Here is a 20,320-nt window from a genome sequence, read left to right on the forward strand (position 1 = left end):
TTGCTCGTTTAATGAAATCTTTCCTTCTTTTTGCTTTTAGAGTTTTGATTGCGTTGACGATTTTGTTGGATTCGCCACTCTCGCTCAAAGTAGGACATGGTTTCAAATACTCTGCGCGGTAAACCAACATCCAGCAAATAGATTGGGATTTTCAAAACATTTGCTTGCTTTGCAGTCAAAAATCTACTTCGTAGACGATTCCATAAAGAGTTGGGTTTTATAAAATCCTTGTCATAAAAATGAACTTCAATAGTATAAAAATCCCTTGAACTTCTACCACCCTTGATTCTCATAAGAGAAAACGTTTCTACCTGCCCCCAGGAATAAAACTGCCAATCTTTTTTAGGATGTGGCTTATAGGAAAAACCTTGGGCCGTACATTTCAAATACTCTTTATCTGAAAAAAGAAGTCGCAAACGTTCATACAAAATCCATCCAACAATGATGATTAAGAATAAGACAAAGAGTCTTAATGCCACCAATCCCACAGGTGCCTCCTTGGGATAGGTCATCATAAAAGATAGGATCCAAAGAAGAAAAGCTAACTCAAGGAAGCAGAGAAGAATAGTCCAAATGATTTTCTTACTGCTCCATTTGATGATTTTTTCTTCCATTACGCCAACTCACTTAAATATTCATAGCGTTCATATTTTTCAAGCAAGGTTTCATTCTTTTCATCTAACTCTTTTTGAAGAGTAGCTAGCTTCCCAAAGTCCGAGCCATTGGCCAGCATTTCCTCTTCAATGACAGAGATACGATTTTCCAAGGCTTCGATGTCACCTTCAATACTTGCCCACTCTTGCTTTTCTTGGTAAGTCATGCGTTTCTTTTCTTCACGGACTTTGACGACTTTTTCCTTCTCAGCCTTTTGAACTTGACTTGTCGCTTCTGCTTCGAAGGCTTTTTCATCTAGGTAGTCGGTGTAATGCCCAAAGAAAGGACGAATGCTACCATTCTCAAAAGCAAGAATCTTAGTCGCAACTTTATCAAGGAAATAGCGGTCGTGACTAACTGTTAAGACTGGACCTGCAAAACCTTGTAAGAAATTTTCTAGAACAGTTAAGGTCGCAATGTCAAGGTCATTGGTTGGCTCGTCCAATAGAAGCACATTGGGTTTTTCCAAGAGCAACTTGAGGAGATACAGGCGTTTCTTCTCTCCACCAGACAGTTTCTCAATCAAGGTACCGTGCGTTGAACGTGGGAAAAGGAACTGTTCTAATAACTCCGCGATAGATGTCGTAGAGCCACTGCTAATTTTAACCTCTTCTGCCACTTCTTGTAGGTAATTGATAACTCGCTTGCTTTCATCCAAACCTTCGATTTGTTGAGAGAAATAAGCGATACGAACCGTTTCTCCGATAATAACTTGACCTTCAGTAGCTTCAAGTCTTCCTGCAATAAGGTTAAGGAGGGTTGACTTCCCAACACCATTGTCCCCGACAATTCCGATACGGTCTTTGGCTTGAACCAAAAGGTTAAAATGTTGCAGAATCTGTTTGTCGTCATAGGCAAAGGAAACATCCTTAAACTCGATGACCTTTTTACCGATACGGCTAGTTTCAAAATTCATGCTCAAGTCTGTTTCAACACTAGTATCAGAAACCTCCTTTTTCAAGTCATGGAATCGATTGATACGTGCTTGCTGCTTGGTTGCACGGGCCTGTGGTTGTCGTCTCATCCAGGCCAATTCTTGCTTATAAAGTTGTTCCTTTTTGTGAAGAAGAGCTGCGTCGCGCTCATCCTGTTCAGCCTTGAGACGAACATAGTCTTGGTAATTTCCTTGATATTCGGTCAAACCTGCTCTGTCCAACTCAAAGATTCGCGTAGAAAGAGCATCTAGGAAATAGCGATCGTGGGTGATAAATAACACTGTTTTCTTGGAATTTTTCAAGAAGAGGGTTAGCCACTCAATGGTCGCAATATCCAAGTGGTTGGTAGGCTCATCAAGAAGCAAAAGATCATGATTTCCTAGCAGCACTTGGGCCAACTGAACCCGTCTTCGCAAACCACCTGATAGGGCTCCAACGGGAGTTGATAAATCCTGAATTCCCAACTTGCTGAGAACGGTCTTGACCTGACTCTCAATTTCCCAAGCTTGGAGGGAATCCATCTCCGCCATAACCCTTTCCAAACGGGCCTGCTTGTCCTCACTGTAGTTGAGCATGAGTAATTCATACTCACGAATCAACTGGATTTCTTTCAAATCGCTCGATAGAACAGTATCCAAGACAGTCTTGCTATCATCAAAATCTGGGTCCTGAGTCAAGTAGCCAATTTTGTAATCATTCTTTGCTGAAAATGGGCTAACATCACCATCGAAACCTGAAACTCCAGAAAGCACATCTAAAAGGGTTGTTTTTCCAGTTCCGTTGACACCGATAAGACCGATTCTGTCCAAGTCATGAATGATAAAGGAAATATCCTTAAAGACGGTCTTGTCCCCAACGGATTTACTTAGTTTTTCAACAATAAAATCACTCATTTTTTCTCCCTCAAGTAGGCATGAATAGCTTCCAAGTTATTTTCCAAATCTCCATCCACAATAGCATACTCAATCTCTGCTAAAATTTCTCCCATTTCTGGTCCTGGTTGATAGCCATATTCTTTGATCAAAATCCCACCATTGATTTGAATTTCTTTTTTATCATGGATGGTTAGGCTGTGGTAAGTCTCTGTAATGGCCTGTGGATTGACTTCTTTTCCTTGAGCCTGACGAAGATTTTCAGCCTGTAAAAGCAAATCTAGATCAAAGCGGTAACAATCGCGCTTGCTTAGTTCCCCTTCTTCACGAAGTTCTAAGATTGTTAGCAAATCTTGAACTTGCTTGGCAAATTGACGCGAAGTTTTCCAATGTTTCAAAAATTGTTGAGCATCTTCCACTTCTAAAACCCATAAAAGTGCTGCCCAGGCTTGCTCAGAAGATTCAAAGGTAAAATCAGCCTCTAAGTCAAACAAAGATTGGAGTTTGTCCTGACTACCAGCCATATCTGGAAGATAATCATAAGCTTTGCTTGCAATCATAGAAGACAGACCTACTCGCCAATGAGGAGCTAGTAGAAGTTTATCAAATTCAACAAAAGTACGTTCCACAGAAATTTTCTCTAAGAGTGGCGTTAAGTTCTTCATCGCTTCAAAGGTTTCTTGCTCGAGTTCAAAACCAAGACTGGCTTGAAAACGAAATCCACGCATGATGCGTAGCGCGTCTTCGTTGAAACGTTCACTAGCTATACCAACTGCTCGTAAAACTTGATTTTCTAGATCTTGTAAACCATCAAATAAATCAACGATTTCCCCTGTCTCATCCAAGGCAAAGGCATTGACTGTGAAATCTCGGCGTTTGAGATCTTCTTCGAGTGAACGAACAAAAGAAACAGAACTTGGTCTCCGATAGTCTACATAGACATCCTCTGTTCGAAAAGTGGTGACTTCGTACTCTTCATCTCCATCTAAAACCAAAACGGTCCCATGCTCAATGCCGATATCAGCTGTGCGTGGAAAAATCTGCTTAGTCTCTTCAGGATAAGATGAAGTCGCAATATCCACATCATGGATGGGACGATTGAGTAGGGCATCTCTAACAGAGCCTCCAACAAAATAGGCTTCAAAGCCAGATTCTTTAATTTTTTCTAATACTGGTAAAGCCTTCTGAAATTCAGAAGGCATTTGTGTTAATCTCATAATAAGTGTTCTAATCCATAGACAAGCTCATGACGCTTGACAACTTCTTTGATTCCCAAATTCACCCCTGTCATGAAGGAGCTACGATCATAGGAGTCATGACGCAGGGTCAATCCTTCTCCTTGATTTCCAAATATAACTTCCTGATGAGCTACCAAACCTGGCAAACGGACTGAGTGGATTCGCATACCATCAAAGTTAGCTCCACGTGCACCTGCAATGAGTTCTTCCTCATCGCTAGCACCTTGTTGGATAGACTCACGAACCTCTGCCATCAACTCAGCTGTTTTAATAGCTGTACCACTAGGAGCATCTTTTTTCTTGTCATGGTGAAGCTCAATAATCTCTACATTTGGGAAGTATTTTGCAGCTTGTGCCGCAAATTGCATGAGCAAGACAGCACCCAAGGCAAAGTTAGGAGCAATCAAGCCACCCAAGTTTTTAGAACGAGAAAATTCTTTTAGTTCTTCAATCTCTTGACTAGTGAAACCTGTTGTTCCAACGACAGGTGCAAAGCCATTTTCAAGCGCAAAACGGGTATTCTCATAGGCAACAGCTGGTGTTGTAAAGTCCACCCACACATCTGCTTCAAAGCCTTCTAAGGCAACCTTATCATTAAATACAGTAATTCCCTGCCATTCTGTTGCATTTTCGAAAGGATCCAATACTGCTACTAGTTCAAGTTCAGGATCAGATAAAACCATCTGACAAGCAGATTGGCCCATTCTCCCCTTAAAACCAGCAATAATTACTCGAATACTCATCTCAATCTCTACTCCTGTTTAAGATACAAAGGACCTTAGCTGCCCATGAAAAATAGGGAATGGCGCTGACTTTACACGAAAGGCAAGACAGGCATCTTTTTTCAAGAGGCAGATAGTCCGTGTTCAATTTTAAGATACATTGACTGTAAGAACAATCTAGACGATTGGTGTGTATGCCAAAGCGATGCTTCCTTCTCCCAGGTGGGTTCCAATAACACTACCGAAGGTTGCAATTGAAACATCTGTAGCCACTCCACCATCGATTAAAAGCTGGCGCAAATCTGCTGCTTTTTGAGGAGCATTCCCGTGAATGACAGTAATCTGGTAATTCCCATTAGCTGTTGCTTCTTTAACAATTTCAACTAAGCGTTTTGTAGCCTTTTTCTCTGTACGAACCTTTTCATATACTTCTATCACACCTTGGTCATTGAAGTATAGGATTGGCTTGATACTAAGGAGATTCCCCAAAATAGCCGCGCCATTAGAGAGTCGTCCCCCCTTAACTAGATGGTCAAGATCATCCACCATGATAAAAGCAGAGGTGTTTTCAATCTGTTCTGTTACTTTATTCAAGATAGACTCGAAGTCATCACCCTGTTCTACCCATTGAAATACACTCTCCACCATGAAACCTAGAGGAGCACTTGTAATACGAGTATCAGGAAAGGCAATGGTTAATCCTTCGAACTCATCCGTCATATACTGGATATTTTGGTGAAATCCTGAGATTCCAGAAGAAAGGAAGAGACCCAGAACATGAGTATATCCTTTTTCTTTCAATGATGACAAAATTTCATCCAACTTAGCAATACTTGGCTGACTTGTTTTAGGTAGCTCAGATGAACGAGCCATTTTTTCATAAAATTCTTGAGCGGTTAGATTTACACCTTCAACATACTCCTGTCCATCGATATTCACAGGAATGTCTAGCACAAATAAATCTTCTTTCCGCAAGGTTTCCGCTTGTAGAAAAGCAGATGAGTCTGTTATGACCGCTAATTTCATTTCTTAAAACTCCAAATTAATTCCCGGTAAATCAAGGGCAATTTCTGTTACTTCATAAGTCAAACGATTAAGCATATCCAAACATGGACGAGCTAGTGTCTCAACCTCTTCTTGGCTGAAATCACTTGGTTGGTCGATAATACGACCTTCAACATGATTGACTTGAGAAATCGTTCCACTAATGACAAATCTATCAAAGACAATCATAAAGCTCAAAACAACTACTAAAGAGGTAACTTGATTTTCTTGATCATGCTGAAGCAACTGGAAGTTTACATCAACCTTAGTTTCAGGTGCTCCATTTTCATTTTCCCATTCAAAGTTACGCGCATCGAAGTGATACTGACTAACAAATTCTTGTTCACGTTTTAAATTCATTTTCATCTCCATTGGTACAATATAGTTGCCATTGTACCATATTTTTTTATTTTCTGCTAGATTTACTAAATACCAATCTCAGTTTTAACAACTTCAGCAATAGTGTCTACATAGTAGTCTACTTCCTCAGTGGTTGGTGCTTCAGCCATGACACGCAAGAGTGGCTCCGTTCCACTTGGGCGAACGAGGATGCGACCATTGCCTGCCATTTCTGCTTCCATCTTCTCGATAATAGCCTTGATTGCTGGCACTTCCATAGCTTTTTCTTTCATGGCATTTTCCACACGGATATTGACTAATTTTTGTGGGTAAATGGTCACTTCTGAGGCCAATTGAGACAAACTCTTACCTGTTTCTTGCATGATCTTCGTCAATTGAACCGCTGAAAGCTGACCATCACCTGTTGTATTGTAATCCATCAAGATAACGTGACCTGACTGCTCACCACCGAGATTGTAGCCTGATTTTCTCATTTCTTCAACGACATAGCGGTCTCCAACAGCAGTAACTGCCTTATTGATCCCTTCACGGTCCAAGGCCTTATGGAAACCAAGGTTGGACATAACTGTTGTCACAATCGTGTTTTGAGCCAATTGACCTTTTTCAGAGAGGTATTTCCCAATGATGTACATAATCTTGTCACCATCGACAATTTCTCCGTTTTCATCAACTGCAATCAAACGGTCGCTATCACCATCGAAGGCTAAGCCAATGGCAGACTGGCTTTCTTTTACAAGTTCTTGCAAAGCTTCTGGATGAGTTGAACCAACGTTCAAGTTGATGTTAAGGCCATCTGGAGTTTCTCCGATAACTGTTAATTGAGCACCTAGGTCTGCAAAAATTTGACGAGCACTTGTTGCAGCTGCTCCGTTAGCAGTGTCCAAGGCAACCTTCATCCCTTCAAGAGGAGTTCCAGTTGAAACAAGATAGGCTTCATATTTACGCAAGCCTTCTGGATAATCAACAACAGTACCTAATCCTTCTGCACTTGGACGTGGAAGACTATCTTCACTTGCATCAAGCAAGGCTTCGATTTCTGCTTCTTTGTCATCGTCTAGTTTAAAGCCGTCACCACCAAAGAATTTAATTCCGTTATCAAGGGCTGGGTTATGACTTGCTGAAATCATAACACCTGCGCTTGCACCTTCAGTTTTAACAAGATAAGCTACTGCTGGTGTTGCAAGAACGCCTAGTTTATAAACGTGAATTCCAACTGAAAGGAGACCAGCAATCAAAGCCGCTTCTAGCATTTGACCTGAGATACGAGTGTCACGTCCTACAAAAACTTTTGGTGCTTCAGTCGTATGTTGACTGAGAACATAACCTCCAAAACGTCCCAATTTAAAAGCTAATTCTGGCGTAAGTTCTACGTTTGCTTCTCCACGGACTCCGTCCGTTCCAAAATATTTCCCCATGTTATATCCTTTTCTAATTTTTTAGTCTTTTTTTGAAGAGTCTGGTTTGGTTTCAGACCCTGTAGTAGAAGATTTCGTTGAAGATGAGCTAGTAGTTGAAGAGGTAGAACTACTTGCTGATCGAACTTGTTTCGTTGTTATCTTCATGGTTGTTTCATACGGTGTAATCACCGTTGGTAAAACTGTTCCATTCTTATCAATAGCTTGTAGAGGAACTGAACCTGTATAATTTCCTGTAATTTTTTCACTAGTTGGTAAAACAGCCACAATCTTATCAATCTTAGACAAGGTATCAACATCACTAGTAACCGAAACGCGTTCATCCGAAACAGTCACACTATCGATGAGAATTCGTTCATCAACCTTACCAGAGTCAATCTGTGGAGTGACTGGTAAATTATCCCGTGTTGCTTTCTTCCCAATTTTAACGGTGATTTTCTGCGGTGTTGCTAGGGCTGTTAAACCACTTGGTAGATTCTCAATGGTCAAGGGAACTTCAACGGTTCCTTCTGTCGCCTGTGTTAAATCTGCAGTAACCTTAAATTTACGAGTGCTTTCTTGCATCTCACTAGCCAAGGTCACTCGATTGGATCCAGTTAAAAATACCGTTACTTCTGAACTAAAACCACTAATAAAATACTGCTCACTATCGTACTGAATATCAATTGGTACATTTACGACTGTATTGGTATAGGTTTCTGTTCGAGCCGGTCTTGCATTATTATTATTTTGATAATTAATAGAGGTAGCGTAAATAAATAAAACGCAAGCAAAGAGGAGTGAGGAGATGATATATAAACTATTTTTTTTCATTCTTCCAGCCTCCTAATATACGCTCTGTTAAGCTTGGCTCTTGTGAATTTTCCGGAATCAGTATACGACGAAGCTCTTCCTCAAATTCTTCCATCGTTAAATCATGCTTAAAGACACCATTATAGGTAATGGAAATACCTCCAGTTTCCTCTGATACCACAAAAGTGAGAGCATCAGAAACCTCAGATAAACCAATGGCTGCACGGTGTCGCGTTCCAAACTCCTTAGAAATACCAGTGTCTTCAGTAAGTGGAAGATAAGCAGATGTTACAGCTATTCGATCACCTTTTATAATGACTGCACCATCATGTAAAGGTGTGTTTGGAATGAAGATATTGATTAAGAGTTCTGCAGAAATCTTAGCATCTAAAGGAATCCCCGTGGAAATATATTCCTGCAAGGTTCTGACACGCTGAACTGATACAAGTGCTCCAATTTTCCGAGGGCTCATATATTCTACCGCTTTGACAAAGGCCTGAATCATCTGTTCTTCTGAACTCATTGGTGTACTTGAAAAGAAATCAGTCGCACGTCCCAAACGCTCTAAACCTGTCCGAATTTCTGGAGAGAAAATAACTACCGCTGCGATAACACCGTAAGTAATCAATTGATTGATCAACCAGGAAATAGTTGTCAGGCCTAGGGTATTTGCCGCTATCTGAGCTAAGATAAAAACTAAAACACCTCGAACCAGGATCATAATCTTGGTTCCTGCAATTGATTTTGTAAATTGGTATAAGATATAGGCAACGATAAGAATATCAATCACATTTATCAGAATACTCCAAGGACTGGAAAATAAACTAAACCAGTATTGAAGATTAGATAATTGTTGAAAATTCATTCTAGGCCTCCTCTCCATAAAAAAGCTACTCTTCATTATATCATTTTATATGAAAATTTTCTTCCCCCTACTTCATTTTAAATTGGTAGAAAATATGATAGAATAAAATGATAGAAATGAATTAAGGAGAAACCATGTCTGAACTATATGATATCACCATTGTAGGAGGTGGACCTGTCGGTCTTTTCGCAGCCTTTTATGCTCACCTTCGTCAAGCCAAAGTACAAATCATCGATTCTCTTCCTCAACTAGGTGGTCAACCTGCTATCCTATATCCTGAAAAACAAATTCTCGATGTTCCTGGTTTTCCAAACCTCACAGGGGAAGAATTGACTAACCGCCTTTTGGAACAACTTGAAGGTTTTGAGACACCTGTTCACCTCAATGAAACTGTTCTTGAGATTGAAAAAGAGGATGATGTTTTTAAGATTACAACCAATAAGGGAAATCATACTTCTAAAACCGTTATTATTGCTATGGGTGGTGGTGCCTTTAAACCACGTCCACTTGAATTGGAAGGTGTAGAAGGCTATGACAATATCCACTACCACGTTTCTAATATTCAACAATACGCTGGTCAGAAGGTAACCATCCTGGGTGGTGGTGACTCAGCCGTTGACTGGGCACTAGCTTTTGAAAAGATTGCTCCAACTACACTTGTCCATCGTCGCGATAACTTCCGTGCTCTTGAGCATAGCGTCCAAGCCTTGCAAGAGTCTTCTGTGACTGTCAAAAACACCATTTGTGCCAAGTCAGCTTCTTGGAGATGGAAAAACTTTAGACAAGCTTGAAATCACAAAAGTTAAATCCGAGGAGACAGAAAGCATTGAACTCGATCATCTCTTTGTCAACTATGGCTTCAAATCTTCTGTAGGTAATCTTAAAAAATGGGGACTTGACCTTAACCGTCACAAGATTATCGTCAATAGCAAGCAGGAGTCAAGCCAAGCTGGAATTTACGCTATCGGTGACTGCTGCTACTACGAAGGTAAGATTGACTTGATTGCGACCGGTTTAGGTGAAGCACCAACTGCCGTTAATAATGCTATCAACTATATCGACCCCGAACAAAAGGTACAACCAAAACACTCTACAAGTCTATAAGAAAAGAACCACGAATCATACGATTCGTGGTTTTTACAATTCCTCTGCGATTTTGTTAATCTTTCTCAGGCGATGATTGACACCACTTTTGGTTAAGGGATTTGTCAGACTATCCGCCAACTTTTGAATAGAATAGTCTGGATGCTGGATACGCAGACGGGCAACTTCCTGCAAGTCTGCTGGAAGATTATCCAAGCCAATTCTATCTTTGATTTTACTGATATTGTTAATGGTTTTCATACTCGCTGAAACCGTACGAGCAATATTAGCCGTCTCTGCATTATTGGCACGATTGAGATCATTACGAGTTTCTCGGAGAATCTTGACACCTTCAAAAGTATCTCGCGCCTGCATGGCTCCCACCAAAATCAGGAAATCCATAATATCTTCTGCTCGCTGGAGATAGGTCACTGCACCTTTTTTTCGTTCAATCACCTTGGCATCTAACAAAAACTGCTGCAAGAGCGAAGCAATCCCTTGGGCATGATCTAGATAAACTGAACTAATTTCCAGCTGATACTTGCCTGACTCGGGATCACGAATGCTGCCATTCGCTAAGAAGGCGCCACAGAGATAGGCACGTCCTGCTTCTTCATCTCCTAAAATATCTGGATCAATCCCTGTCTCCAGACCAAAGAATGAATCGGCCAAACGTAAATCCGCTAAAAGTTCTTGGACTCGCTCATCAGTAAATACAGTATAGACGCGGTTTTTCCGTAGATTACTTCTCTGGTGGTGACGAATCTCCGACTTGATGCCATAGAAGTGTAAGAAAGATTCATAGAGATGGCGGGCAAGCTTGGCACTCTCTGTAACAACGGACAAGGTTAAGCCAGAACTCGACAAACCTACGCTTCCAGACATCTTGATAATGGCTGATAACTCATAGCGACTCAGATGGTGCTGACCTAGGATTTCTTCTTTTACTGCTACTGTGAAACTCATTTTCTCACCTGTATGATGTGCATCAATTCATCAACGATTAAATCCCCATCGTGGAAGGCGCCACCATTTTCCAAACGTAGGAAGTTGGATGAAATGACACGTGGGACTTGCTTACGTAAGCCTTCAAAATCATGCTCAACCTGTACTAAATACTCATCAAAACGGTTGGTATCCATATAGTCCCTCGGAACCTTTTCGATATTAACAAGCACAGTATCAATAAATGGTCTACCCAAATGACGTTGCAAGACTTCTACGTGGTCACTGTCTGTGAAATGCTCTGTCTCTCCACGCTGGGTCATGATGTTGCAGACATAGGCAATTTCAGCCTTGGTCTCAAGAAGTGCTTGTCCAATCTCCTCAATGACAATATTTGGCAAAATCGATGTAAAGAGCGAACCTGGGCCCAAAACAATCATATCACTCTCGAGAATGGTATTGACGACTCTGCGACTTGCTTGCGGTTTTTCATCATCCAAAGTATTGGTCACATAGACATGGTCAATCATGCCTGGATGGTCTGCAATATGACTTTCTCCAGCTACTTCTGTTCCATCTTTAAAGACAGCATGGAGTGTTAAAGGATAGTCACTTGAAGGATAAATTTTACCTGTCGTGTGGAAAAATTTACTCAGCAATTGCATGGCGTTATAGGTCGAGCCCTGCATTTCAGATAATCCAGCTATGATAATGTTTCCTAATGGATGACCAGCAAAAGCACCTGCATCCTCTGAAAAACGGTATTGAAAGACCTTTTCATAGAACTTTGGCATATCTGACATGGCTACAAGGACATTACGTAAATCCCCTGGAGGTGTCAACTGTTGAATATTCTTACGCAATTCACCTGAAGAACCACCATCATCCGCAACGGTTACTATGGCTGCAATTTCGACGTCTTTTTCCCGTAGACTATTTAAAATAACAGGGATTCCGGTTCCTCCACCGATCACTGTAATTTTGGGTTTTCTCATGAACGGTTTACCGTTTCCTTTCTTCGGTCTTTATCACGATGACTTTCATTTACAGGCCAACTTTTAGATAGGTCAGTTGCTAAACGCTTGGTAAAAGCGACACTTCTATGCTGTCCACCAGTACAACCAATCGCAATAGTTAAGACTGATTTGCCCTCTTTTTTATAGCCTGGTAGGATTGGTTCAACCAAGGCTAACAAATGACGGTAGAAATCTTCAGATTCCTCATGGTTCATGACATAGTCATAAACTGCCTGGTCTTCACCTGTCTGATTACGAAGTTCTGGCAGATAGTACGGGTTTGGTAAAAAGCGAACATCAAATACCAAATCGGCATCAATTGGAATACCGTATTTAAACCCAAATGACATGACCTCGATACGGAAAGACTGCGTTTGTTCTTGGTCCGAAAATTGCTCTGCAATAGTCTTGCGAAGTTCACGAGGAGTTAACTCTGTTGTATCAACCACATTTTGACTCATATTTTTCAAAGGAGCCAAGAGTTCGCGTTCCAGCTTGATACCGTCCAAGATACGACCATCTGCTGCAAGAGGGTGACTTCTTCTAGTTTCCTTATAGCGTGCTACCAATTCCTTATCAGCTGCATCCAAAAAGAGAATCTTGAAGTCCAAATCATCTTGATTTTCCAATTCATCTAAGACAGCCTGAATCTCTGAAAAGAAAGAACGGCTTCGCATATCCACCACTAGGGCTAACTTGTGGTCGTCATCCTTGGTCTCTACCAACTGCAAAAACTTTGGCAAGAGAGCTGGTGGCATATTATCAATCGTAAAATATCCTAAATCTTCAAAGGATTGAATGGCTACAGTTTTCCCTGCACCACTCATCCCTGTTACAATCACCAGGTGAAGTTGTTTCATTGTCATCATAGTCTCCTTATATCAAAAGAAGTTTGGAAGAACCAAACTTCAACTCGCTTATCCAATCTCAGCGATGACTTCAATTTCGACTTTTACATCACGAGGAAGACGTGCAACCTCTACAGCTGAACGAGCTGGAAATTCCTCTTTAAAGGCAGTCTGGTAAACCTCGTTAAAAGGAACAAAGTCATTCATATCGCTCAAGAAGCAAGTTGTTTTAACAACATGGTCAAAGTCTGTTCCTGCTTCAGCCAAAATAGCACCGATATTTTTCAAGACTTGTTCTGTCTGTTCTTGGATCGTTTCTCCTACAATTTCACCAGTTTCAGGTGAAAGAGGAACTTGACCGCTCGCAAACAAAAGATTGCCAACGATTTTTCCTTGAACATATGGTCCGATAGCCTTTGGAGCTTTGTCTGTATGAATTGTTTTTGCCATTTCTTTCCCTCATAATTTTTCTAATATTGCATCCCAAGCCTGATCCATCCCTGCCTTGCTAACAGATGAAAAGAGGATGAAGTCGTCACTTGGGTCGAAGTTTAATTTCTTTTTGATTGCTGATTCATGCTTGTTCCACTTACCACGGGGAATCTTATCTGCCTTAGTCGCAACGATGATAACCGGAATCTCATAATACTTGAGAAATTCGTACATCTGCACATCATCTGCTGACGGGTCGTGGCGGAGATCCACCAGACTGACCACGGCACGGAGATTTTCCCTAGTCGTCAGGTATTCCTCAATCATGCGCCCCCACTTTTCACGTTCCTTTTTGGAAACGCGGGCATAGCCATAACCTGGTACATCCACAAAGCGCATCTTGTCATCAATGTTAAAGAAGTTGAGTAGCTGGGTTTTTCCAGGTTTCCCAGATGTACGGGCCAGATTTTTGCGGTTCAACATGGTGTTAATAAAGCTAGACTTGCCAACATTTGAACGGCCTGCTAGGGCAATCTCTGGCAGGTCATCCTGCGGATAGTGGGACTTGTTGGCTGCACTCAGCAAAATCTCAGCATTGTGTGTATTGATTTCCATAATCACCTCTAGGCTGTCTCTAGGATTGGCTTAGCCGTTCCGTCAACCGCTTCTTTTGTGATACGAACTGTTTTCACATTTTCTTGACTTGGAACTTCAAACATAACGTCTAGCATGGTTTCTTCGATGATTGAGCGAAGGCCACGCGCACCAGTCTTACGTTCAATAGCTTTGTTGGCAATCTCTTGGAGAGCCTCATCGTCAAATTCAAGTTCAACATCGTCATATGAAAGCAAGGTCTGGTATTGTTTGACCAAGGCATTTCTTGGCTCTTTCAAAATGCGAACCAAGTCATCTACTGTCAACTGCTCCAGAGCTGCAAAGACAGGCAAGCGCCCTATCAACTCAGGGATAATACCGAATTTTTGAATGTCCTCTGCAATGATCTCTTGCATGTAAGAGCTATTTTCATCAATGGCCTTGTTGTTTTGCCCGAAACCAATGACTTTTTCTCCCAAACGCTGTTTGACGATTTCTTCGATGCCATCGAAGGCCCCACCCACGATGAAGAGGATATTCTTGGTATCCACTTGAATCATTTCTTGTTGTGGATGTTTGCGGCCGCCTTGAGGTGGTACGCTAGCTACAGTTCCCTCGATAATCTTGAGGAGAGCTTGTTGCACACCTTCACCAGATACATCACGTGTGATAGAAACGTTCTCGCTCTTCCTAGCAATCTTATCGATTTCGTCTACGTAGATAATTCCACGTTCTGCACGTTCGATATTAAAGTCAGCTGCTTGCAAGAGTTTGAGGAGGATATTTTCAACGTCCTCACCGACATAGCCAGCTTCCGTCAAGGCTGTTGCATCTGCAATAGCAAATGGTACATTCAAACTTCTAGCAAGAGTTTGAGCAAGGAAAGTCTTCCCTGAACCAGTTGGGCCAATCATCAAAATGTTTGACTTTTGCAAATCCACATCTTCAGTCTCTTCACGAGTATCATGGAAATTGATGCGTTTGTAGTGGTTATATACAGCTACTGCGAGAGCACGTTTAGCACGATCTTGACCGATAACGTAGTGGTTTAAAATATTGAGAAGTTCAATTGGTTTTGGAACTTCTGAAAGATCTGTCAATACTTCCTCTGCCAACTCTTCTCGGATAATCTCCTGAGCTAGCTCCACACACTCGTTACAGATAAAAGCATTGTTACCTGCTATAATTTTTTGTACTTCATCTTGGCTCTTGCCACAAAATGAGCAATAAACCATCATATCATTTTTTCTATTCGTCGGCATGATTTCCTTCCATTTCTAATCATTCATTCTATCTAAAATAAGGTCATATAAAAAGCATGAATGCTATTCACCAAGTTTGTAAAGGCATTTAGCCAAAGTAGAGTAGCAAGTCCAAAGCGCTTTTTACGAAAAGCGTGTGTTCCAGCTACAAGACAGACAGCACACAAAAGAGCTGTAAAAAATCCAAAAATACTACGCTCCATTAGACTTCCTTTCTCTTTCTATATTCGATGGTGAAATCATGGGCATTTTTCTCATCTCTAGTATAAGATTTGCTTGCAAGAGTCTCAAAAACAGTCAAATCAAAATCTTCCGGGAAATAAGTATCCCCTTCAACTTGAGCGTGGATTTGTGTCACAATAATCTCATCAAGATAAGGTTCAAAAAGCTGGAAAATCTGCTTGCCCCCAATGATATAGAGATTTTTATCCTGGTTATGGTACCAGTCTAAAACATCCTCAACATTTTGGAAAACCAGAGCACCCTCAATTGACTCTTCAGGATTGCGCGTCAAAATCAGAGTCTCACGTCCTGGAAGCAATCGTCGTCCCATTCCATCAAAGGTGACACGTCCCATCAAGATGGCATGATTCAAGGTTGTTTCTTTAAAATGTTTTAACTCTGCTGGCAAATGCCATGGTAAGCGATCCTCTTTTCCGATTACACCCTTTTCATCTTGAGCCCAGATGGCTACGATTTTCTTTGTCATGCTTTCATCCTTTTTATTGATAGTTCTATTTTATCAAAAATCTTGAAAAAAGACTGTTTTGGAACGCCCTCCGAAATAGAAAAAATCCGTAGAAACTTTCTACGGATTTTTGACAAAATAGAGTATCTTACAAACCAGGTGCTTGTCCTAATTCTGCTGCAAGCATCCAGACAGTTTTTTCAAGGTCTGCCTTAGCACCAACGAAGATATCATTGGTTACATCATCACCTTCTTCATCTGTTACATCCAAAGCTTTTTGGAAAAGGGTGATGAGGTAACGATAAATTTCAAGAACACGTTCCAAACTTTCTTCTACATTACGGAACTCTCCAACTCCTTCTTCGATTTCACTGTGTTGAAGGAATTCTGTCAAAGTAGAGTATGGTTTGCCACCAAGTGTAATCAAGCGTTCGCTGATTTCATCTAGGTAACCATCAAGGCTATCCATGTATTCATCCATCTTAGGATGCCATACCATGAATCCACGTCCACGCATGTACCAGTGTACTTGATGAAGAGCGATATGTGCTACATACAAGTCTGCTACTGATTGATTCAAAACTTCCTTTGTATTTACTAGCGCTTCTGCCGCTGGTTTAGATAATGTTGCTACGTCTTTTACTGCTTCTTTTTTCAATTCTACCATCTTTCTCACCTCATAATTATTTTTTGTAACCATCTTTATTGATTACTACCTCAGTATACTACTCCTAGTAGATAAAAGCAAGGAAATTAACCCATATTAAAAAAGTTGTAATTGACTGATAATTTAAGAAAATGAGTGGCTATTTATCCTAGCTATTTTCTCTGTTTTTACTAGAAAATTGACTTTGATAAAGATCATAATAGAAACCTTTGGCAGCTAAGAGACTTTCATGATTTCCTTGTTCGATAATCTGTCCATCTTTCAGCACCAAAATCTTATCAGCTTCCTGAATAGTCGAAAGGCGATGGGCGATGACAAAGCTTGTTCTTCCCTTCATCAAACGCTTCATAGCCTTTTGAATCAAAAGTTCTAAACGTGTATCAACTGATGAGGTTGCTTCGTCCAAAATTAAGATTTTAGGATCCGCCAAGAGAGCACGCGCGATAGTTAACAACTGTTTCTGGCCAAGAGAAATATTACTTGACTCTTGGTTCATTTCCATGTTATAGCCACCAGGAAGAGTGCGAATAAAGTGGTCAACATTGGCCGCCTTAGCCGCCTCAACGATTTCTTCATCTGTTGCATCCAAATTTCCAAAGCGAAGATTTTCCTTGATGCTACCTTCATAGAGCCAGGCATCCTGTAAGACCATGCCAAACTGTCGACGATAGTCCTGACGAGACAAGTCTCGAATATCTTGTCCATCCACTAAAATAGCACCAGCTGTTACATCGTAAAAACGCATGAGAATGTTGATCAAGGTTGTTTTACCTGCTCCAGTTGGTCCTACGATGGCTACCATCTCTCCAGGTTCAACATCTAAGTTAAAATTGCGAATCAATGGTTTGTTTTCTACATATTGGAAATCGACATTTTTGAAACTAACTTGTCCTGTCAATGGTGCTAGTTCTTTCACTTCAGCAGTTTGGACTTCTTCCTGTTCATCTAGAACTTCAAAGACACGATCAAGAGAAGACTTAGCACTTTGCATTTGCCCAGCTAATTGAGTGATATTTTGAATCGGTTGGCTGACTTGCCATACATATTGAACGAAGGCCTGCATGTTACCAATAGTCAAGCGTCCTGCAATAACTTGCAATCCACCTAATACTGCAACAATCAGGTAGGTTAAATCAGATACGATGTGAAGGGCAGGCATCATCAAACCTGAAATAAAGCTAGCCTTGAATCCGACTTGTTGTAATTCATCCGTAATCTTTTCAAATCTCTCTTGAGAGTTTTCTTCACGTCCGAAAAGTTTTAAAACATTAAAACCTGTCAAGTTTTCCTGTACAAATCCATTCATACGTCCCAATATAGCTGCTTGCTGTTTAAAGTACGGCTGCGAACGATTCAGAATCGTTTTAGCACCAAAATAAGTAATCGGAATCGACAAGATAACAATGATAGCCAACTGAAGATTTAGATAGAGGACCATTCCCATAACAAAAAGAATGGTAAAGACTGCATTAACAATCTGTAAGAAGGATTGTTGGAGTGCATTAGATACGGTCTCTACATCACTAGTAAAACGTCCCAGCAAATCTCCAAATTGGTGTTTGTCAAAGTAAGACACAGGGATGCGGTTGATTTTTTCGCTCATTTCATTTCGCAAATCCTGTATCATAGACTGGACAGCATTGGTCATGAAGTAGTTTGAGTAATAAGAACCCAACTCATAAAAAAGGCCACGCAAGAGATAGATCGCCAGAATCACTGCGATATAGCTAGTATTAATGCCTGCTCCTGCAACACCATTTGCCATGGCAAGGAGGTTGCTGGTTAACTCAGTGATAGCAAGTCCCAATACGAAAGGCTCGATAACACTCATAATGACGCTAACTATTTTCAAGAAGACTGCAAAGAAAACAGAGAAACGGTAGGCTTTTAAATAGCTCCATAGACGAGCTAGACTAGATTGTTGTTTCATCCTTTACCCCCTATTCTTCTGTCAGAGACGCATTTTTCAACTGCGACTCAGCAATTTCTCGATAGATGTCATTGGTTTCCATCAATTCCTCATGGCGACCACGTCCAACGATTTCACCCTTATCCAGAACGATAATCTGGTCAGCGTCCATGATGGTTCCAACACGTTGCGCAACAATCAATACCGTAGCATCTTGAGTCACTTCCTTGAGACGACGACGCAAGATAGCATCTGTACGGTAGTCCAAAGCTGAGAAAGAATCATCAAAAATGTAGATATCTGGACCCTTGATGACTGCGCGGGCAATCGACAAGCGTTGCTTTTGACCACCTGATAGATTGCTTCCCCCTTCAGCTAGATGAGTTGCAAAACCTTCTTCTCGACTTTCGATAAAGTCTTTGGCTTGGGCTACATCAGCTGCTTGGTGCAAATCCTCATGACTGGCGTCCTCTTTTCCGTAACGGAGATTATCTGCGATAGTCCCTGTAAAGAGCAAGGCTTTTTGTGGAATAAACCCAATCTTCTGGCGGAGTGATTTGAGGCGGTAATCTCGGACATCAACACCATCGACCTTAATTTTCCCTAGTGTAACATCGTAGAAACGAGGAATCAATTGAACTAGAGTAGACTTACCTGAACCAGTTGAGCCGATAAAAGCAATGGTTTCTCCCGGTTTAGCAGTAAAGGAAATGTTATGCAAAACAGGGCTTTCTGTTTCCCCAGGATAGGCAAAGGTTACATTATCAAATTCTAGATAACCATGGGTTTCTGTTTCTTGAATTCCGTCCTCATTTGGATCAATGGAAATCGGCATATCCATGATTTCCTTCAAGCGTTCACTGGATACGGCCGTTCTAGGGTACATGGTAAAGAGGTTTGACAAGAAAAGGAAGGACAAGAGAGCGTGAAAACTATACTCGATAAAGGCCACCAAATCCCCAATCTGCAAACTTCCCTGTTTGAGAGGATCCAAAGCAAACCAAACGATAGCTACAATCATAGCGATAATGATTTGCACAAATAGTGGTTCCGTCAAACCAGTTAATTTGAACAAGCGATTCGAATTATCTGCATAGATTGCATTTTTCTCTTCGAAACGTTTTTCTTGAAAATCTTCACGAGCAAAGGCACGAATTACTCGTAGCCCCATCAAATTTTCACGGACATACTGGTTAATCTTATCCAAAGTTTTCTGTTGTTTTTCAGATAAAGGACGCGTTTTCACCGCCACATAAATGACTACTACAGCTAGAAAAGGAACGGAAAAAGCTACAATCCAAGCTAGTGAAGGACTGGTCAAGAAAATCATGAGAATACTCGACAACATCATCATGGGAGTGATAACACCCAACTTAAGCGTTTGTTCCGCAAACTGCATGAGGACAAAGGCATCACTGGTAATACGAGTGACTAGTGAAGACACACCAATTTGTTCATATTCGTGATGAGAATACTCTTGCAGCTTAGCATAGACATCATCTCGCATGTCCTTAACCATATTCGTGGTCAATTTACTAGCAGCATAAGCCAGAACAACTCGTCCAAATGTTCCTAGAACAATAATAACCAACATGATGATGGCCCAAAAATAGAGTTTATCCTGGTCACCTTGGTTGATTCCCTGGTCAATCATGCGGGCTAAAACTGTTGGTAAACCTAGATTGACAATGACAAAGAAAATTGCCCCGAGAAAGTCTAACACTAACCACTTGGGATAGCGTTTGAGATAAGACCAAATATACAGCATGATTCTCCTTTCTTTTTCTTCTAATACTCTTCAAAAATCTCTTCAAACCACGTCAGCTTCATCTTGCCGTACTCAAGTACAGCCTGCGGCTCGCTTCCTAGTTTGCTCTTTGATTTTCATTGAGTATAAAATGCAGAAAAGAGCGTGCTTTCGCACGCCATTTTACTAAAAAGAAGACAGGCAGCCAAAACCTCGAGAGGGGGAACTGTCT

The 20,320-nt window shown here is 41.0% G+C and carries 20 protein-coding genes and 1 pseudogene; 1 reads left to right on the forward strand and 20 read right to left on the reverse strand.

All coding sequences use genetic code 11. From position 1 onward, the window contains the following. Positions 1 to 8 precede the first annotated feature (8 nt). From SINDD18_RS06800 to cdaA, 9 genes are all read right to left on the reverse strand, one after another. Positions 9 to 614: a hypothetical protein gene (locus SINDD18_RS06800; protein WP_061863577.1), complete on the reverse strand. Its 606-nt coding sequence runs from the start codon at positions 612 to 614 to the stop codon at positions 9 to 11. Beyond that, positions 614 to 2,482, reverse strand: a complete 1,869-nt coding sequence (locus tag SINDD18_RS06805; RefSeq protein WP_061863578.1) for an ABC-F family ATP-binding cassette domain-containing protein — start codon at positions 2,480 to 2,482, stop codon at positions 614 to 616. Before SINDD18_RS06805 ends, SINDD18_RS06800 begins: the two co-directional genes overlap by 1 nt. Beyond that, on the reverse strand, positions 2,479 to 3,678 hold the full coding sequence (locus SINDD18_RS06810) for a CCA tRNA nucleotidyltransferase (protein ID WP_081108285.1): 1,200 nt from the start codon (positions 3,676 to 3,678) through the stop codon (positions 2,479 to 2,481). Before SINDD18_RS06810 ends, SINDD18_RS06805 begins: the two co-directional genes overlap by 4 nt. Continuing rightward, positions 3,675 to 4,442, reverse strand: coding sequence for a 4-hydroxy-tetrahydrodipicolinate reductase (gene dapB / locus SINDD18_RS06815; protein WP_061863580.1), 768 nt, complete (start codon positions 4,440 to 4,442; stop codon positions 3,675 to 3,677). Before dapB ends, SINDD18_RS06810 begins: the two co-directional genes overlap by 4 nt. A 156-nt stretch (positions 4,443 to 4,598) precedes the next feature. Beyond that, positions 4,599 to 5,447: a DegV family protein gene (locus SINDD18_RS06820; RefSeq protein ID WP_061863581.1), complete on the reverse strand. Its 849-nt coding sequence runs from the start codon at positions 5,445 to 5,447 to the stop codon at positions 4,599 to 4,601. A gap of 3 nt (positions 5,448 to 5,450) precedes the next feature. Then, positions 5,451 to 5,825 (reverse strand): DUF1149 family protein, encoded by a 375-nt coding sequence (locus tag SINDD18_RS06825; RefSeq protein ID WP_001050093.1) that lies wholly within the window; start codon positions 5,823 to 5,825, stop codon positions 5,451 to 5,453. Positions 5,826 to 5,890: 65 nt separating this feature from the next. After that, positions 5,891 to 7,240, reverse strand: coding sequence for a phosphoglucosamine mutase (glmM, locus tag SINDD18_RS06830; RefSeq protein WP_061863582.1), 1,350 nt, complete (start codon positions 7,238 to 7,240; stop codon positions 5,891 to 5,893). 21 nt (positions 7,241 to 7,261) lie between these two features. After that, positions 7,262 to 8,053, reverse strand: coding sequence for a CdaR family protein (locus tag SINDD18_RS06835; protein WP_061863583.1), 792 nt, complete (start codon positions 8,051 to 8,053; stop codon positions 7,262 to 7,264). Then, on the reverse strand, positions 8,040 to 8,897 hold the full coding sequence (cdaA, locus tag SINDD18_RS06840) for a diadenylate cyclase CdaA (protein ID WP_061863584.1): 858 nt from the start codon (positions 8,895 to 8,897) through the stop codon (positions 8,040 to 8,042). The genes SINDD18_RS06835 and cdaA overlap by 14 nt, the downstream gene beginning before the upstream one ends. 134 nt (positions 8,898 to 9,031) lie before the next feature. On the opposite strand from cdaA, the pseudogene SINDD18_RS06845 reads away from it, so the two are divergent. Continuing rightward, positions 9,032 to 10,001, forward strand: a pseudogene (locus SINDD18_RS06845) (NAD(P)/FAD-dependent oxidoreductase). Positions 10,002 to 10,034: 33 nt separating this feature from the next. On the opposite strand, the gene whiA reads toward SINDD18_RS06845, so the two are convergent. The 11 genes from whiA to SINDD18_RS06900 all read right to left on the reverse strand — a co-directional run bounded on the left by whiA (position 10,035) and on the right by SINDD18_RS06900 (position 20,109). Next, positions 10,035 to 10,946 (reverse strand): DNA-binding protein WhiA, encoded by a 912-nt coding sequence (whiA, locus tag SINDD18_RS06850; RefSeq protein ID WP_061863585.1) that lies wholly within the window; start codon positions 10,944 to 10,946, stop codon positions 10,035 to 10,037. Then, positions 10,943 to 11,920 (reverse strand): YvcK family protein, encoded by a 978-nt coding sequence (locus SINDD18_RS06855; protein ID WP_061863586.1) that lies wholly within the window; start codon positions 11,918 to 11,920, stop codon positions 10,943 to 10,945. The genes whiA and SINDD18_RS06855 overlap by 4 nt, the downstream gene beginning before the upstream one ends. Then, the gene (rapZ, locus tag SINDD18_RS06860; protein ID WP_061863587.1) at positions 11,917 to 12,807 is read right to left on the reverse strand and encodes an RNase adapter RapZ; all 891 of its coding nucleotides are present in this window, start codon (positions 12,805 to 12,807) and stop codon (positions 11,917 to 11,919) included. Before rapZ ends, SINDD18_RS06855 begins: the two co-directional genes overlap by 4 nt. Positions 12,808 to 12,858: 51 nt before the next feature. After that, positions 12,859 to 13,239, reverse strand: coding sequence for a RidA family protein (locus SINDD18_RS06865; protein WP_001140420.1), 381 nt, complete (start codon positions 13,237 to 13,239; stop codon positions 12,859 to 12,861). Between the two features lie 9 nt (positions 13,240 to 13,248). Continuing rightward, complete coding sequence (gene yihA, locus SINDD18_RS06870; RefSeq protein ID WP_000405196.1) at positions 13,249 to 13,836, reverse strand: ribosome biogenesis GTP-binding protein YihA/YsxC; 588 nt, start codon at positions 13,834 to 13,836, stop codon at positions 13,249 to 13,251. Between the two features lie 8 nt (positions 13,837 to 13,844). Continuing rightward, positions 13,845 to 15,077, reverse strand: coding sequence for an ATP-dependent Clp protease ATP-binding subunit ClpX (gene clpX, locus SINDD18_RS06875; RefSeq protein WP_061863588.1), 1,233 nt, complete (start codon positions 15,075 to 15,077; stop codon positions 13,845 to 13,847). Between the two features lie 32 nt (positions 15,078 to 15,109). After that, entirely contained in the window at positions 15,110 to 15,280 is a 171-nt protein-coding gene (locus SINDD18_RS10870) for a hypothetical protein (protein ID WP_000442255.1), read from the reverse strand. Next, the gene (locus SINDD18_RS06885) at positions 15,280 to 15,786 is read right to left on the reverse strand and encodes a dihydrofolate reductase (RefSeq protein ID WP_061863589.1); all 507 of its coding nucleotides are present in this window, start codon (positions 15,784 to 15,786) and stop codon (positions 15,280 to 15,282) included. Before SINDD18_RS06885 ends, SINDD18_RS10870 begins: the two co-directional genes overlap by 1 nt. Positions 15,787 to 15,913: 127 nt before the next feature. Further along, positions 15,914 to 16,432, reverse strand: a complete 519-nt coding sequence (locus SINDD18_RS06890; RefSeq protein ID WP_061863645.1) for a Dps family protein — start codon at positions 16,430 to 16,432, stop codon at positions 15,914 to 15,916. A gap of 148 nt (positions 16,433 to 16,580) precedes the next feature. After that, positions 16,581 to 18,362 carry an ABC transporter ATP-binding protein gene (locus tag SINDD18_RS06895; RefSeq protein WP_061863590.1) on the reverse strand — a complete coding sequence of 594 codons (1,782 nt, stop codon included), beginning with the start codon at positions 18,360 to 18,362 and terminating at the stop codon, positions 16,581 to 16,583. A 10-nt stretch (positions 18,363 to 18,372) separates the two neighbouring features. Then, positions 18,373 to 20,109: an ABC transporter ATP-binding protein gene (locus SINDD18_RS06900; RefSeq protein WP_061863591.1), complete on the reverse strand. Its 1,737-nt coding sequence runs from the start codon at positions 20,107 to 20,109 to the stop codon at positions 18,373 to 18,375. Positions 20,110 to 20,320 lie beyond the last annotated feature (211 nt).

This window comes from Streptococcus infantis (assembly GCF_001579645.1).
Classification (GTDB): Bacteria; Bacillota; Bacilli; order Lactobacillales; family Streptococcaceae; genus Streptococcus; species Streptococcus infantis_E.